Source organism: Robertmurraya siralis (assembly GCF_005502275.1).
GTDB lineage: Bacteria > Bacillota > Bacilli > Bacillales > Cytobacillaceae > Robertmurraya > Robertmurraya siralis.
This window is the reverse complement of record NZ_SWLZ01000004.1, coordinates 175,941-192,044: the sequence shown is the minus strand read 5'-3', so window position 1 is coordinate 192,044 and position 16,104 is coordinate 175,941. Positions and strand designations below refer to the sequence as shown.

General features: G+C 31.5%; 17 protein-coding genes. 14 read left to right on the top strand and 3 right to left on the bottom strand.

All coding sequences use genetic code 11. The features are described from left to right. Positions 1 to 122 precede the first annotated feature (122 nt). The 3 genes from FCJ93_RS07650 to FCJ93_RS07640 form a co-directional block, all read right to left on the bottom strand. The gene (locus FCJ93_RS07650; RefSeq protein ID WP_137743277.1) at positions 123 to 593 is read right to left on the bottom strand and encodes a hypothetical protein; all 471 of its coding nucleotides are present in this window, start codon (positions 591 to 593) and stop codon (positions 123 to 125) included. 405 nt (positions 594 to 998) lie between these two features. Then, a complete protein-coding gene (locus FCJ93_RS07645; RefSeq protein ID WP_137743276.1) occupies positions 999 to 2,126 on the bottom strand; it encodes an FtsZ/tubulin family protein in 1,128 nt (375 codons plus the stop codon). Beyond that, positions 2,126 to 2,410 (bottom strand): hypothetical protein, encoded by a 285-nt coding sequence (locus tag FCJ93_RS07640; RefSeq protein ID WP_137743275.1) that lies wholly within the window; start codon positions 2,408 to 2,410, stop codon positions 2,126 to 2,128. Before FCJ93_RS07640 ends, FCJ93_RS07645 begins: the two co-directional genes overlap by 1 nt. Before the next feature lie 233 nt (positions 2,411 to 2,643). On the opposite strand from FCJ93_RS07640, the gene FCJ93_RS07635 reads away from it, so the two are divergent. From FCJ93_RS07635 to FCJ93_RS07575, 14 genes are all read left to right on the top strand, one after another. Then, positions 2,644 to 2,847 carry a helix-turn-helix transcriptional regulator gene (locus tag FCJ93_RS07635; RefSeq protein ID WP_137743274.1) on the top strand — a complete coding sequence of 68 codons (204 nt, stop codon included), beginning with the start codon at positions 2,644 to 2,646 and terminating at the stop codon, positions 2,845 to 2,847. Positions 2,848 to 2,976: 129 nt separating this feature from the next. Further along, the gene (locus FCJ93_RS07630; protein WP_137743273.1) at positions 2,977 to 3,171 is read left to right on the top strand and encodes a hypothetical protein; all 195 of its coding nucleotides are present in this window, start codon (positions 2,977 to 2,979) and stop codon (positions 3,169 to 3,171) included. A gap of 5 nt (positions 3,172 to 3,176) precedes the next feature. Continuing rightward, positions 3,177 to 3,464, top strand: coding sequence for a hypothetical protein (locus tag FCJ93_RS07625; protein WP_137743272.1), 288 nt, complete (start codon positions 3,177 to 3,179; stop codon positions 3,462 to 3,464). 273 nt (positions 3,465 to 3,737) lie between these two features. Then, positions 3,738 to 6,530: a hypothetical protein gene (locus FCJ93_RS07620; RefSeq protein WP_137743271.1), complete on the top strand. Its 2,793-nt coding sequence runs from the start codon at positions 3,738 to 3,740 to the stop codon at positions 6,528 to 6,530. After that, positions 6,523 to 7,338 (top strand): hypothetical protein, encoded by an 816-nt coding sequence (locus FCJ93_RS07615; protein WP_137743270.1) that lies wholly within the window; start codon positions 6,523 to 6,525, stop codon positions 7,336 to 7,338. Before FCJ93_RS07620 ends, FCJ93_RS07615 begins: the two co-directional genes overlap by 8 nt. Before the next feature lie 125 nt (positions 7,339 to 7,463). Then, a complete protein-coding gene (locus FCJ93_RS24835) occupies positions 7,464 to 7,619 on the top strand; it encodes a hypothetical protein (RefSeq protein ID WP_170211236.1) in 156 nt (51 codons plus the stop codon). A 304-nt stretch (positions 7,620 to 7,923) separates the two neighbouring features. After that, positions 7,924 to 8,322, top strand: a complete 399-nt coding sequence (gene tnpA, locus FCJ93_RS07610) for an IS200/IS605 family transposase (protein WP_137743269.1) — start codon at positions 7,924 to 7,926, stop codon at positions 8,320 to 8,322. A gap of 11 nt (positions 8,323 to 8,333) precedes the next feature. Further along, positions 8,334 to 9,449: an RNA-guided endonuclease InsQ/TnpB family protein gene (locus FCJ93_RS07605; RefSeq protein WP_137743268.1), complete on the top strand. Its 1,116-nt coding sequence runs from the start codon at positions 8,334 to 8,336 to the stop codon at positions 9,447 to 9,449. A 321-nt stretch (positions 9,450 to 9,770) separates the two neighbouring features. After that, a complete protein-coding gene (locus tag FCJ93_RS07600) occupies positions 9,771 to 9,977 on the top strand; it encodes a YonK family protein (protein ID WP_137743267.1) in 207 nt (68 codons plus the stop codon). Positions 9,978 to 9,989: 12 nt separating this feature from the next. Next, complete coding sequence (locus tag FCJ93_RS07595; RefSeq protein WP_137743266.1) at positions 9,990 to 11,228, top strand: hypothetical protein; 1,239 nt, start codon at positions 9,990 to 9,992, stop codon at positions 11,226 to 11,228. Between the two features lie 75 nt (positions 11,229 to 11,303). Beyond that, entirely contained in the window at positions 11,304 to 11,567 is a 264-nt protein-coding gene (locus FCJ93_RS07590) for a hypothetical protein (RefSeq protein WP_137743265.1), read from the top strand. A 185-nt stretch (positions 11,568 to 11,752) separates the two neighbouring features. Next, positions 11,753 to 12,631: a hypothetical protein gene (locus FCJ93_RS07585; protein ID WP_137743264.1), complete on the top strand. Its 879-nt coding sequence runs from the start codon at positions 11,753 to 11,755 to the stop codon at positions 12,629 to 12,631. A 2-nt stretch (positions 12,632 to 12,633) separates the two neighbouring features. Further along, on the top strand, positions 12,634 to 14,478 hold the full coding sequence (locus FCJ93_RS07580; protein WP_137743263.1) for a terminase large subunit domain-containing protein: 1,845 nt from the start codon (positions 12,634 to 12,636) through the stop codon (positions 14,476 to 14,478). 26 nt (positions 14,479 to 14,504) lie between these two features. Next, the gene (locus FCJ93_RS07575; protein WP_137743262.1) at positions 14,505 to 16,103 is read left to right on the top strand and encodes a hypothetical protein; all 1,599 of its coding nucleotides are present in this window, start codon (positions 14,505 to 14,507) and stop codon (positions 16,101 to 16,103) included. Position 16,104 lies beyond the last annotated feature (1 nt).

Here is a 16,104-nt window from a genome sequence, read left to right as displayed (position 1 = left end):
AAGTGATATAACATTAACCAAGGTTGATGAATCATTTGCTTGAACTGCGTAGAAAATTCCATATGGAAACCAGATCATGAATCCAAAAAATAAACCAATAGCAACCCCTATGAATATTTTCATTAATTTCCACCTACTTGAACGCTGTTTTTTAAGTTCATATTATCAAACACGCCCATTAACACATCATTTAGGAGTGAACCGACAATAGCAATCAACATTAAAACTGATGGTACTAAGAAGCATCCTCCTACCACCAATGCGGAAGTCACCAATATTTGCTTCCCTAAATTTCTTTTAAAAAGGAATGTTAGCATACCAACAAAAATAGCAATTCCACCAAGCACAAGGGCTACATCTTGGAATGTTCCCCATAGTGGACTCATTTGCTTCCACATTGAAGTACCTGATGATGCAAAAGCATGTGATTTCACAAAAAACGTTCCTGATATACTCCAAAGCCATACAGATAATTTTCTTAGTTTTTTGGCTTCTTTTCTTGATTTTGGTATATAAGGTTTTAGGTCAAATGAATTTACACCAGCTAGGCAAAGGGAATTATCAATGGAGACTCCGTTAATCTTGATGATCATTTTTATTTTCCTCCATTTTGTTTTTTACATATTTGTATCCAAAAGTCCAATAAGTAATAGTTGTAAAGAGAGAACCTAAGAATATTACCCAAGAAAGACTCATTATGTTCACCTCAATTTGTATATTTAACTTTCTAATGGGAAAAATAATCTTACAGTTACATTAGGAGGTAGATGATATGCTAATTGCTGCATTAATTGGAGTGGGTTTAACTTTAGTAACAATAGGTTTGCTACCTTTGTAGACTTGCTATCTAAAAATTTCCTTCCGTCACACGTTCCTTCAAGGAAATTTTATGATTTGCATAGTCGGAAATATGACTAAATGATAGAATTTTTACTTTTTAGGTAGCCACTATTCATCACCTTACCAATTAAATAGTGGCTACTTCTTATCAACAAATATCAACGTTTATATTTGTTGATCATTTCTGATACCGAGCGTTTCTTTGGGATGACAGTTGTATTTGACTTGGTAATACTCTCAAATAGAGCAACCTTATTTGTATTTTTAGATTTATAAGCACTAACTTCAACAGTGTTTATTCTTTCTTTTCCTTTTTCTATAATCTCATCAATACTTTTTATCCGATTATAGATCCAATCCAGTCCACTTAGTATTGTGATTACCTTTCCTTTGTCATCTGAGTAGTACCCTTCATACAATTCAATTGGCGAATGTTTAAATGTATCAAATAAGTTCTCGTAACGTAAATATTTTAACAATGATTCATCGCCATCGAAGATGACACCTGCTCTCATAATTTGTTCATATTGAACTGGAGCAAATATAGATTTTTTCCATGACTCTTGAATTTTATCAATAAAATGATTATTATCTAATTTAAAATCAGATATGTCAGCAATATTAGTCTCCGAGATGACCATGATACCTTTCGTGCTGAATAGCTGTGCTATATCTCTTTTATCAACAACTCCGTTTTTGGAGTTTTTTGTTGTATAGGAATCTATTTTTGATATAAATTCTACAAAGGTACTATTAATCTCTTTGAAGAGGATGTTCTTTGGTACTCGCTCGTTTGCCATCTTAATTACTGATTGATTATCTAACGGTAGTGTACAAATATTTAATTGAGATAAATCCTCTAGAGCTTCTTGCGTGTTAATTTGGCTCCCAACCATTTCAGAGTGATCCGGAAGGATTGGACAAGCGCAGATAATTTTGTCAGGCATTTGTTCTTGCAGTAATTCAATAATGAATGGAGAAATTCCACTACCAGTTCCTCCTCCTGTTGAAAAAGCAACTAAAATTATTTCTATAGAAGGCTGATTGAACTTTTGTTTTATGAATTCAATTGTTGACTCCCAATTATTCTCCATCAATTCCATTGCTCTCGAACGCTGCTTCCCTACCCCTTCACTTCCAACTAAAGTCAGTTTATTTGGCACATGTTCAAGAGAGTTTAAATCTGACGATGAAAAGTTTATTGCGATTGCAGGGTAATTTATTTTTGCAAAATCATCTGCTAAATTATTTCCAGCCTGCCCAATTCCTACTACTCCAAAAAACATTATATAGCCTCCTTAGATAATGAAATGTTCAAAGCTTTTTGACCAAAGTTTGTGATAAATACCTTATGCTCTTTCTGTCCCGTTACAATTTCAATTAATTTTGCAATTTCCAACCTGTAAATGGATTTACGAAAATTAGCCTCACTTAGATTACTTTGCTCTTGTAAATCTTTCTTTTTAATTGCTTTAAATTTGATTTCTGCATCGTTGTCATGCAACAAACCTAGTAAACTTAAATCTTCAATGGATAAACTGTTTACAATTTCTTCGAAATAACTATCCATCTCTATCCTCCTTTATCAATGAATATATTCATTTACCATAGATGCTAACTGATGTGAAATGAATACGGTAGTTTATCTTGGTATCATTATACATTCATATATACAATAAAATCAATCATAAATGAAAATATTTTTATTACTTTTTAAAGTAATATATGCATCCCATTAGAATATATTGATATAATGGCTTCTTAAATGTATATTAAAAGGAGGAATTGTGGGGAGTGTTGATATTGCTAAAATCTAGATTAAAGGTAAAATTAGCCGAAGCAGAGATGCAACAGCAAGAACTAGCTAACATATTAAATGTCACCAAACAGACAATGAATGCTTGGTGTAATAACAGAGCTACCCCTCCCCTAGAGGTAAGTTTTAAAATAGCTAAAATTCTCAACTGTAAAGTTGATGATTTATTTCAATACATAGATGAAGATTAAATATTTTTAGTTTAATCTTCATTTCTAATTGACATTAACTAATTAAATAAATATAATAAAGTATATATCAAACAAATCTATTAAAGTTTGATATATACATAGCAACCAAGTTTACAAGGAGGTGTATATATGAGAAGAAAAATTAGCACAAGTGAGGTGAAAGAGTTTCTTGAGTATCTTTTAAGTCATCAAGAAGCTACAAATGTTGAAATGGAATTGTACGAGTTATTTATTTGGGATGATTTAAATAAATTAAATGAATATAAATATACATATAGAAATTTAAAAAAGAAACTGCGAAAATACTATAACGAAGGAGTGTAAACAGAATGGGTTATGCGAAAAGCGAGCAAGAAACCACACTTGTATATGATGCTGAGGAGAATAAATGGGTTGGATATTCTTGTTTTCCCTCTCATATCACAAAAATTGTCAAATTATTAGGGGTTAATAATATTGATGCCGAATATGAAGAAGGTAGAGAATCTCCTTTATCGATCAGATTTGAGCTAAAGAATAATCAAGTTTCATTTAGACAAGGAAAAAAGCGTGAGATGTCAGAAGAGCAGAGAAAAAAGGCAGCAGAAAGAATGAGAAATTTACATAAGAAAAAGTAGAATCGATTTTAAGGTCTGCATGTAAAGTAATTTAATTAATGAATTAAACGCATATTATTTTTAGTGTAAATGGTCTAAAGTTAGATTTAAATTTTAAAATCAAAGAATTAACTTTGATTTCTAGCCTTAGAACGGACTTTAGGAGGAATGATCAAATTGATGAAAGAAAATGAAGAATTAGATGAGTTGTTTGAAGATAGCATTGATGACTATGATTGGGAAATCATGAAAGAATTTGATCCCAATTTATCTGAACAGTAAGGAGGAAACTTATTGCAAAAACAGATTTTCTATACATATAAATTTAAATCTTCTAGGTTGGCAGAGTTTAACTACAACATCCAAGGACTAACATTTGACCAAGCAAAAGCCAATAAAGAAGTAATCTCCATGTTTGATAGTCAATTATTTAGATCTATACGGCATGTGAAGGGACAAGAATTTGATTATAATACCTTAGATAAGCTAAAAAGACAATTAAAGTTTCTTAAGAAACAAAACCATTCTGAAGAAAATATAAGAAAGATAGTAGAAGTACAAACAGAAATTAATAAAATGTTATTTGTTCCAGAAATAATTAGTATTATTATTGAAAATAAGGCACATTACCGATATTTATTTAGAAATAAATTGAAATTAAATAATTTAGAATATAGGAGGCTAACTTGTTCTGCTGGTCAAGCAAGGTCGTCTACGGTTATATTTTGTGAGTCTGAAATGGCTAATAGATTAGATGAGATCTTTGATAACGGAAGAAATAAAGACGTAAAACTAGTTCCTTCCAAGTTTAATGCGTACAAAGGTTTGGTTACAAGTTCTACATCAGTCGTATCTACTCCAAGGCTTTGTTTGGTGCCCGATTATGAAAGTCCTACTAATGTAAAAGTAAATTTTGTCACTGAAACAGAATTAAACAAAGATGACATTATTACAGAAAAAACAATAACTGAGATGTTCAATCGTTTTGACGGTCAAGGCATCATTAGTGTTGAAATGGCTACAAAGTGGGCTGAGGAATTAGAATTAGACTATATTCCTTCTCAATGGTGCATTAGACAAAACTACATTAAAGGAATGTTAACGACTTTTGATATTAAATCTTTTTGTAAAAAAAAGAATCATGGTAACTATATAGTCAAAACATCTTATAGAGATGAAAATGGAAATCCAATTTTAGCAGATCTATCTAAAATAGATGTAATTTTGTCAGAAAGCCAGTTTAAACTTTGGAAGTCATTTCCTAGTATTGAGGAATATCAGGAAAACTGTAAAAAAAATAAATTGGAATGGGGTGTATCATTAGTTAGTCCAAAAAAGGATAAAGATATTCTTAATATGAACTATCAATTTTTACAAACCGTCAATCTTAGTGATGAGCAAATTGAATCCCTATGTAAAACGACCGTGGATTGGTTAACAGGAGTAACATCAAAAGACCTCAGCTATACTCTTCTTTTTCTGATGGGGAAGAACGTAACGGATGAGAAAATATTTGATTATATAAAAAACAATGAAAATCATTGGGCTAAAGCTTTAATGTTAGATAATTCTTTGATTGGAGATAAATGGATTAAAAGAAAAATTTACGACCTAATTAAAAAGAAAATCAAGAGAGCCTGTCTTGGTGAAATATTGGTCGAAGGTAATTTTCAAGTGTTAGTTTCAGATCCTTATGCAATGATGCAGCATATTTGTGGACACAAAGAAGTAACAGGATTACTTGGAGAAAAAGAGTATTATTCTAATTATTGGAATCAAAAAGGTGTAAAAAAAGTTGATTCTATGAGAGCGCCTCTTACATATAGAAGTGAACATGTTATCTTAAATCTAAAAAAAAATGAAGAGTTAGATTACTGGTATAAGTATAATACCACTGGGATTATAGTTAATATTCATGGACATGAAACTATGAATTGGGCAGGTAGTGATTTTGATTTTGATATTATTGCCACAACGTCAGATGACAATATAATAAATGGAGTTTATAAAGATGAATTGCCCATCGCTTATACGCCACCTAAATCAGAGCCTATTCATATTAAAGAGAGAGCATTATATAGTGCCGATTTACATTCGTTTGGTTCTGAGATAGGACAGATTACTAATAAAAGTACGAGTGGGTATGCTCTACTTGCTCAATTAGAGGAAAATAGTCAAGAATTCCAAACAACATTAAAGCGTATACAGATGTGCACCAAGTTACAGAGTGCTCAAATTGACAAAGCAAAGATAGGTAGAAAGGTTAAATCTATTCCTAATATTTGGCTAAAGTACAATAAGATTGAAGAAGATGATACAGAAAAAACTAGACATAAAAAAGAATTTTTGAATAAGATTCTTTTAAATAAGCATCCCTACTTTTTCACCTACCTATATAAAAACACAAAAAGAAAATATAGGAAATATTACAATAATCAAGACACGACATGTAGACAATTATTTGGAGTAGGAATCGAAGAACTAAAGACTCTACATAGAAAAACACCTGAACAGTCTGAATTTCTGAGAAAATATAGATTATACTCCCCTGTCATCGATAGCGACTGCACAATGAATAAAATTTGCAGATACATAGAATCAATCGATTTTGGAATTAGATATGTAATTAACAATAGTGATAACACCGAAATACATAAGCGACTTATGAACAATAATAATATTGTCCTTGATGAGAATAAATTAATTAAGATAAAAAAAGAGTTAAGAACATTTAAAAAATCTAGTGAAGAAGAAGCCTCAACAAATACTGAGAATATCACTTTGAGAGATGGGCAAAATGAAGAGTTAAGTAAAACAATCTCAGAAGCATATGAGACACTTAAAAATAAATTATTGCCTATATGTGTTAATGAACAGGAGTTAGTTGATTATTTAATTAAGTTAGCATACGAAGAGAATGGAGTAATCAGTAAAGAGGTTTTATGGAATATGTTCGGAAGTGAAATCGTAGAAAATTTAAAAACTAAAGTAAGCCATATCACGCTCCCCTTCCCTTCTGAGTCTGGAGATATTGAATATTTAAACAAAAAATATTTAATGAGAAAGGTGGAATTAGATATTGAATAAGTATCAATATAAGGATAGAGATTACATAAATGATATTTTAAAAAATAACAAGTTTACCTCAAAGTTTTATAGTACAGAGTTGAAATTATTAGCAAGACATTATCGTGAATTGGGGGGCAGCGAAGAAGAAATTAAAAATAAACTACATGAATTTTGCAAAAACGGGATGGAAAAATATAATCCAGCCATTCACTATAGAATCATAAACAATGCTGTGTCTCATGGAATGAACGAGCATAATAAAATTGTTCAAATTGATAATATAGTAGTTTCCTTACCTGAAATTAATTATATAGATAGATTAGATTTACCTCATGAATATAAACGAGTAATATTTACCCTTCTTGTGTTACAGAGGCTTTTAAAAAAATATCTTGAAATTAAAGATGGAGATATTAAAAGTAAAGAATATTATTTTGGAGGATATAAGAATTACAGAGACTTGGTATCTGTAGCTAAGATTAGCTTTGATAAAAGAAAAAAATCAAAGATAAAAAATATTCATGACTTGGTAAGGCTATTGCATGATAAAGAAATTGTGGAAATAGCAAACAATGGAAATATAAAATTATTATTTATGTATGATATTCCTAGTGATGACAGCGAAGGGATTATTGTAAAAGACTATAATGAGATTGGATATTACTATGATTTGTATCATGGCGAGAATAGAGTCAAGAAGTGTGAGAGTTGTGGAATTCCGATAAAGCAAAGCAACAACAAAAAGAAGTATTGTAATCCTTGTGCTAGAAATATAAATATACAAAAAACTGTAGACAACCGTAAATTTAAATCAAGTTTGAAATAGAAGACATTAGTTTTACTTACTCCCCCAACGGTTTCAAGCGTTTTTAGTTTTTCTGTTACTATGATAGAGAAAACCTATAAAATAAGGATTCTATCAAAAGTAATTAAAGGAGGACTGGACATGTCATGAACGCTGCTGAAAACACCAAGATTCTTTCACAAGAAGAATTAAATGAAATTTTTAGCAAGGAAAGTTTAGATAAATACAAAGATTTAATTCCTTATGAGAATGGTTCAGGAATTATTGAATATAGGGAAAGTTTATATTTTATTAAAGATTAATTAAATAATTAAATACATAAAAGAAAATTGACAGGTAATCAATACCCCCCCCTCGTACAATCCCTGTCTTGCTTCAACAAAATTCAAACTAAGGGGCATTACTTATGACTAATAAATTTGGTGACATTCGTTGGAAATGGCTTGCAGAAAAAGGTTTTAACGGCTTTCCGAAAGAAGTCTCCCATCCTCAAGGAATGTGAAGGTGCGAATAGCACCAATGAGTAGGCGGGAGATGAATTTCGGTTGGCTTTAGCTAAAGGTTTTGATATAATCAGTCTTAGAAAGGAAAAGGATTGATATATCAATGAAATTAGATAATAATAACCATTCAGTGTTCTTGCTGCATTATCATCTTGTACTGGTTGTAAAATATCGCAGACAAGTATTTGACAGTGAAATATCTGATTTTGCAAAAGAAATGTTCGCTGAGATTGGAAGCAAATACAATATTTCTTTAGTGGAATGGAATCACGATAAAGACCATATCCACATCTTATTCAAAGCACATCCAAACTCTGAATTATCAAAGTTCATCAATGCTTACAAGAGTGCAAGTTCTCGATTAATAAAGAGAGACTTTCCGCATATCAGAAAAAAGCTATGGAAAGAAATGTTTTGGTCAAGAAGTTTCTGTCTGCTAACAACAGGCGGCGCTCCCATAGATACCATAAAGAAATACATCGAAAATCAAGGTCAAAAGTGAGGTGAATGGATATGACTAAGCAAAACAAAGCCTTCAAATTCCGTTTGTTACCAAACAAAGAACAGGCAGTATTATTAGCCAAAACTTTTGGTTGTGTTCGTCTTGTCTATAATAAGATGCTTTCAGAACGACAAGAGACTTATGAGAAATATAGAAACGACAAGGAAATGCTTAAAACGCAAAAGTTTCCGACACCAGCCAAATACAAAGATGAATTTCCATTTCTAAAAGAAGTGGATTCTTTAGCTTTGGCAAATGCACAGATAAATCTACAAAAAGCCTATAAAAACTTTTTTGAAGGTCGTTCTGAATTTCCGAAATTCAAAAGTCGTAAACATAAGCAGTCTTACACAACTAATCGAGTAAACGGAAATATTGAATTGCAAGATGGTCATATCAAATTACCTAAACTAAAATTAGTAAAAATCAAACAGCATAGAGAAATCCCTGCTGATTATAAATTGAAATCCTGTACTATTTCTAAAACAAAGTCAGGTAAATACTATATTTCGATTTTGACAGAATACGAGAAAGACATAAAACCTGTGTCCATTAAGAAAGTTGTTGGGTTAGATTTTGCTATGGATGGCTTATATGTCGAGAGTGAACAGGGTGAGAAAGCCAATTACCCACGTTTCTATCGACAATCATTAGATAAATTAGCAAAAGAACAACGAATTCTATCTCGTAGAAAAAAGGGTTCTGCACGTTGGGAAAAACAACGTTTGAAGGTGGCTGAATTACAAGAAAAGACAGCCAATCAACGGAAGAACTTTCTTCACCACAAATCAAAAGAATTAGCATCAAACTATGACGCTGTTATCATTGAGGACTTGGATATGAAAGGAATGTCTCAAGCCCTTCACTTTGGTAAAAGCGTTCACGACAACGGTTGGGGCATGTTCACGACATTCTTATCGTACAAGCTAAAAGAACAAGGAAAACAGCTTGTGAAAATTGATAAGTGGTTCCCTTCTACTAAGAAGTGTTCTTGTTGTGGTGCAGAAAAACCTATGAAACTATCTGAACGCACCTACCGTTGTTCATGCGGTTATATGGCAGAGCGTGATTATAACTCAGCAATCAACATCAAAAATGAAGGTATACGCTTATTAGCGTTATCATAAGGAACAAAACTCTTGGAACAAGAGGGTTAGCTCGGTCAGTTTTCGTTGGCTAATAAAAGCAACGATAAGTCGAGAAGCCCCCCACTTCAAGCAGAACGTAAGGTCAATAAGTGGTGGGTAGTTCACAGGCTTTCGGGTTACATATCATAAGTTAGAAACGAATTATCGTGGAGAGTTTAGTTTGTTGGCTGATCAGGTTTTAAACACAGTGGACAAATTAACTAAATATAAATAAATTTATTTAAACTTTTGAATCCCTTCTAGTGCTATAGAAGGGTTATTTTTATTAAATACATATAATAAAAAGGGAGAGATTTATATATGGCAAAAGATACTTTAAACAGAAAATACTCAAATGTAGTTATTGACTTGAAAGCAATGACTTTAACGGAAATGCCTAAGAAGAAAGGTGATGAGGAAAGAGAATTTGATCTCATGACAGAGTTGGCACGTTTCGCAGGTGACAATAGACGAGTTGACATCACATTTGCAGAAGTTTCAGAGCACCTTCCTGAAGGCGAAGAATAGGAGGTCTACTAATTGACTGAATTTAATTTTGATAGATTACAAGGAGAAAGCAAATTTAGACATTTAGTTAGACTCTCTGTTGCAAAACTTAATAAAGAGCATTCTATGGATTGGATCGATTTAAAAGAAATGTTCGACTTTCAACATTCAGCAGAATCTTTGCGAAAATACGCATCAGGATGGAAGCTAATGGTTGAGAATGAAGAAGTTGAGCAACTTAACTCAGAGGAAGAAATTGCTTATAAAGAAACTACTGAGATATTGGCAGACGGCTCGCATAAATCAGATAAATTAATTCGAATGAACTCCGAACAATTAAAAGATGTGAACTATCTTTTAGACGCACATGGTTTTGATAAAGAATCGTGGGAACTTGTAAATGCTAGAAATAATATTTGGAATGTTTATAGTAAAAAAGATGGTATTCAAAATTTATACTCTAGTAAAATAACTGTGCGACCAAAAGTCGTAGGGTTTAATATTGATAACTTCATTGAGAAAGCAAAACAGGAAATTACACCTGTACATATTAATACCATTATAAGTGACGGTAATGGACTACTGGAAATTCCTTTGTATGATTTACACTTTGGAGTAAATACATACAAAGATTATTTAGTCGTTAGAGATAAGATTATATCCAAAATTAGAAGTAAAAAGTGGGATAAAATTTTCTTTATTGTGGGTCAAGATTTACTACATAACAACGGGTTTGATGGCAAGACTTCAAGTGGAACTCCTATTGAAAAAGTAGATATGGATAAAGCTTGGTCTGATGCCTTCAGGTTCTATTGTGAATTAATTAACGAAGCGCAAAATAACTCAAATAGCACAGAGTGCAGCTACTCTATTGCTAATCATGATGACTCTATGAGTTGGGCTTTAGTTAAATGCCTTGAAGTTAAGTTTCCTGATATCTATTTTGACACCTCTAAAAAAGTAAGAAAAGCATTCATATGGAATAACGTTTTCATTGGATATTCTCATGGTCACAAGGGTGCTAATCGCCTACACGAAAATTTTTTATCTGACTTCGGTAAGCAGATGGCTATTGCTGAAGTTGTTGAAATACATACTGGTCATATACATACAGAAACCGCAAAGGACAAATTTGGAGTTTTGGTTAGAACTTTATCAACTAAAGGTAAGACAGATGATTGGCATGATGAAAATGGGTTTGTTGGAGCACATAAAAGATTTCAGTTGTTTGAATATTCCCCTTCTGCTTTAGAAGCTATTTATTATATTTAATAATTAAAATAATATAGGTATGATAGTCTAGGTGTTAACCAACTATCCTCTTCCTCCATTTAGGAGGTTAAACTTATGGAAGATTACCCAAATGTTCTTATAGTACCAACTCAAGAAACTCCCGAAGAGATTATTGAAGATTATATAGATATTATTCAATATAATCTTGAAAGAGGAATATCCTTAAAGGAGATTCTATATGATTTTTTTATTGACTGTAATCGTTGGAGCTGTAAACAATTCTTAATAGATCAGGCTAAATTAAGTTTGCATGAATTAGAAAATATTCAAAAATTTGAAGAGGAAGAATTTGTAGATATTGACGATGATGATTTTTGATATTATCAAACAAAATCGGGATTGAAAAATTAATATAAAAAACTAATTTTATGAGGTATTCATTTTTGGATACCTCTTTTTTAATTTATTCCAAGAGAGTGTTTGCTTGGTCTGTTTTTCCTCTCCTTTATCAGACTAGGTAAGCATTCTCTTGGAATAAATTAAATATTTTAGGTGGTGATTTTGTGTCTAGTGGAAAAGACAATTTCAAATGTACATCTTGTGGTGAAGAAAAGGATTTAAATAAAGGATTTTATATGTCTTACTCCCCTTTTCACAAAGCCACAAATAGATTGCATGTGTGCAAAGTTTGTTTAGCAAATGAAATAAAAGATGGAGATATGAAGTCTTTTGTGAATATGCTTCGTGGGATTGATAAACCATTTATTACTCATTTATACGAATCTGCTTTAGAAAAAAATAGTGTATTAGGTGAATATTTTAAACTAATTAATACGAAAGATTTTCGATATCTAACTTGGGAAAATAGTGATTTCGAGGGTCACAAAAAGACTGATGTCAATAATTTAATGATGGAAAATGAGATTGAGTATGATGAAGAAACCGTTAAATATTGGGGAAGAGGATATTCAGATTGGGAATATATGTTTTTAGAAGATGAGCGTCATAAGCTAATGTCAAGTTTCGAATGTCCAGATTATGGTATGGAAATGATTATGAAAGACATTTGTTTTATAAATCTTGATATTGAAAAAGCTAGACAGGAACGTAAGGATACCAGTGCAAAAACCATAATGAACTTAATAGAAACTAGAAGACAGTTAATGACCGATGCCAACATGAAGCCAATACAGTCAACTGGTGCAGAGGGCAATGATCAAGTAACATTTGGAACACTTATTAAAAAGTGGGAAGATGAACGTCCAATTCCTGTTCCAATGGATGATGAAATAAAAGAATACATTGATACTTTCATGGTTGGTCACTTAGCAAAAATGGAAGGTTTAAATAATGATTTAACCGATAAATATGATGAAGCCTTATCAAAATACACCATAAACCTTGAAGACATCAATAAAACTGAAGAAGAATTTGAGGAGTAAACATGGCTTCATATTCTAATTATCAAGTTAAGCGAAATAAGCATAAAAATACTGTAGGTGTATATGATAAGCAAAGAAAATATAACAAAAGTAGTGATAATTTAACAAAATCAGAGAAGCTGATGCAAGGTGTAGCTGCATGGGCTTCTTTTTATATTTCAAGACCTGATATATTTGCTGAAGAATATTTAGGATTATCTATAAAACCATTCCAAAAGGTTCTTCTGTACGTAATGATGCATTATAACTATACTTCCTTTTTTGCAAGCAGAGGTCTGGGAAAAAGTTATTTAACTGCTTTATTCTGTGTCATTATTTGTATCTTAAAGCCCGGTACAAAAATTGTTGTTGCGGCTGGTCAGAAATCTCAAGGAATGAAAATTGTAACTGAGAAAATACCAGAATTAATATCCCAATCAAAAACTGGAATGTTAAGAAGAGAAATTAAAGGCTCTATTAGAACCTCGATGAATACTGATGATCCGAATGTTGAATTTCTAAATGGTTCTTGGATTAAAGTGGTTGCTGCAACAGATGGAGCACGCAGTGCACGAGCAAACTTATTGATATTAGATGAATTTAGGATGATAAAACCAAATATTTATAAGAATGTTCTAAGAAGATTCCTTGCTGCTTCAAGGCAACCTAGATATCTAGATAAGCCTGAATACAAAAACAAGCAAGAATACCTAGAAAGAAATAAAGAGATATTTCTAACCTCAGCATATTACAAATTTAATTGGTCATATGAACGATATAAAGTTTTTGTGAAAGCAATGCTTAACGGTAGGAAATATTTTGTATGTGGGTTGCCCTATCAAATAGCCATAAAAGAAAACTTAACAAATAGAGAGCAATTATTGGATGAACTTTCTGAAGATGACATAGATGAAATTGGCTGGGCAATGGAGATGGATACTCTTTTCTTTGGAGAGAGTGAAAAAGCCTATTTTAAAACTGAAGAATTGCAAGGAATCAAAGTAATTCAGTTTCCTTTTTACAAAAAAGAAGTTCAATCTTTAATTAAAAATAAAAAAATCGCAAATAACAAAAAAGGCGACAATGAAATCAGGATACTAAGCTGTGATATTGCACTACTTGGAGGAGATGCTAATGACTCTTCTGTTTTTACATTAATATCTGCAAAGAAAAATAAAAATGGTAATAGATACAAAAGAGAAGTTCTCAATATTGAATCACATCAAGGACTACATCCAGAAACACAAGCATTAATGATAAGAAGACTTTTTGATGACTTTGATTGTGATTATATTGTCTTAGATAGACAGGGTAATGGGATAAGTGTTTATGCTTATCTTTGCAGAAAATTATATGATAATGAAAGAAAAGTTGAATATCAGCCATTTATTTCATTAAATGAAAAAGACGAACCAAAGTTATCTGCATTTCATACAGAAGATGATTACGAAGAAAAAATCTATACAGTGTCAGCTTCTGAGGAGTTTAATAGTGATATTGCAATTGATCTAAAAGAGAAAATCGTGAATAAAAGAATTAGTTTTCTTATTTCCAAATCTGATGTTCGAGAGCACCTTTTTGATGAAACTTGGTTTAATAAACTATCTCCTGAAGAACAAATAATGCTATTAAATCCATATTTACAAACTACACTGCTCGAAAATGAAATGGTGCTCCTTGAGAGAATAGATCACAATAGGTTTGTAAAATTAAAAGAGCAATCTGGTAAACGCAAAGACCGTTACACTAGTCTCGCTTATGGAAATTATTTTATAAGTAGCTTGGAAAAAGATTTACAAGGTAGAAAAGATGATGTTGATATTAACTCTATTCCTACTTATGTTACCTCTTTAAATATTAGTCTCTAACCTAGGAAAGAAATGAGGTGAAATTATTGCAAGATGAGAAAATTATAGAATCAACTGAAAATACTATTCTTCTCACTGCTGAAAAATATGAACGTGAAATTTTAGAAAAGGCAGTTTACGATTACAATAACAATTCAAACTTTCGTTCTGTTCAACTCAATGAGGGCAGTGGTTTAATCAACTTTAAAATTGAAGATATAGATAATTTAGCATATAATGCCCAAGGAAATCTAAATAATATCTTAAAAATCAATTCGATCATTCGTTTATTCGTTAACAAAAATGATATTCTTGGTAATATTTATGAAAGTATTGAGTCCAATATAAATTCTGATTGGGTACTTAATTACCCCAAACATAAGGAAATGGATGAAGAAACTTTAAAATTTGTTGATGAGATTATAAGAGATTTTAATGAAAAAATTAACTTAGGGGAGTTAATTTCTGAATCAATTCCCATGACATATTTAGAGGGAAACTATCCCATGTATCTTAGAAAAGATACAAAGAATAACAATTATCAAATTGATTATTACCCTTTAGGTGTGTGTGAAGTCTCTGATTACAGTGATGGCAATGAGCCTTACTTGCTTATCAATGTTAAAGAGTTGGAAGCTCGACTGAGAAAAACATATAAGAAAAACAGAAAAAACCAACCTTTATTTTATGCAAATGCCGAAGAAGAAGTTAAGGCAACCTATCCTATTGAAGTATACGAAGCATTTAAAAACAAAGAAGCGTATGCAAAATTAAATATTCAAAACACTGGTCTAATGAGAATAAATAATCTAAAAAGAAAGTATGGATTATCTCATATTTTTAAAGCTCTTAAACCTGTAGTAAGACTAGAAAATATTGAACTATCAGAGGATAAGAATACTCTTGTGAGAGGTAAGAAAATTTTATTCCAAAAGTTATCTAAAGAACTTTTTATTGAATCAAATGCTAATAAGTCAAAGGTCAATTGGAGTGAGGCAATTGCTAAAGCACACACTGATTTGATTACCGCTTTAAACAGTAGTGGTAATTTAAGTGTTTTTACAGGCTTACCTTGGACTGAATCATTAGACTACATTGAGCCATCAATTGAACCAACCAATGTTCAAGTAAAAAATAACTATAGAAATCAAATATTAACTGCTGTTGGTATCCAATACTTAAGTGCAGATAAAGGATCATTGGGCGCTGCTCAGATAAGTATTAATGAATTATTAAAAGTTATAAATAAAATTGGAGAACAGTTAGAAAAGATACTCGTTAAATGGTACAAGGGTATACTTATTGATCATGGAATCGATCCTAAAATTTACTGCCCTAAGATAAAAGTGTTAGACTCTGAAAAATTAAATATTGAATTATCTATGCAATTGGCACGAATGTTAAATAATGAATTAAATGCATCTTTAGAGACCGTTTTTAATACTCTTGGTTTAGATGTAAAGAATGAAGCAAGAAAGAGAGCGAACGAGAGAGAAATGGGCTATGAAGAAATATTCACACCTAGACAAACCGCTCATACTAATTCAGGTGGAAACGATTCTAAAGAAACAGGAAGACCAAATGATAGTGACAATACGGACAAGCAAGATTATGACAAAGACTATAATAAAAATAATAATAGGTGAT

Coding starts and splice junctions, on each gene's coding strand:
- tnpA (WP_137743269.1), top strand. CDS start 7,924: ATGAAATTAGATAATAATAACCATTCAGTGTTCTTGCTGCATTATCAT.
- FCJ93_RS07630 (WP_137743273.1), top strand. CDS start 2,977: ATGAGAAGAAAAATTAGCACAAGTGAGGTGAAAGAGTTTCTTGAGTAT.
- FCJ93_RS07605 (WP_137743268.1), top strand. CDS start 8,334: ATGACTAAGCAAAACAAAGCCTTCAAATTCCGTTTGTTACCAAACAAA.
- FCJ93_RS07600 (WP_137743267.1), top strand. CDS start 9,771: ATGGCAAAAGATACTTTAAACAGAAAATACTCAAATGTAGTTATTGAC.
- FCJ93_RS07625 (WP_137743272.1), top strand. CDS start 3,177: ATGGGTTATGCGAAAAGCGAGCAAGAAACCACACTTGTATATGATGCT.
- FCJ93_RS07645 (WP_137743276.1), bottom strand. CDS start 2,126: ATGTTTTTTGGAGTAGTAGGAATTGGGCAGGCTGGAAATAATTTAGCA.
- FCJ93_RS07590 (WP_137743265.1), top strand. CDS start 11,304: ATGGAAGATTACCCAAATGTTCTTATAGTACCAACTCAAGAAACTCCC.
- FCJ93_RS07650 (WP_137743277.1), bottom strand. CDS start 593: ATGATCATCAAGATTAACGGAGTCTCCATTGATAATTCCCTTTGCCTA.
- FCJ93_RS24835 (WP_170211236.1), top strand. CDS start 7,464: ATGAACGCTGCTGAAAACACCAAGATTCTTTCACAAGAAGAATTAAAT.
- FCJ93_RS07640 (WP_137743275.1), bottom strand. CDS start 2,410: ATGGATAGTTATTTCGAAGAAATTGTAAACAGTTTATCCATTGAAGAT.
- FCJ93_RS07580 (WP_137743263.1), top strand. CDS start 12,634: ATGGCTTCATATTCTAATTATCAAGTTAAGCGAAATAAGCATAAAAAT.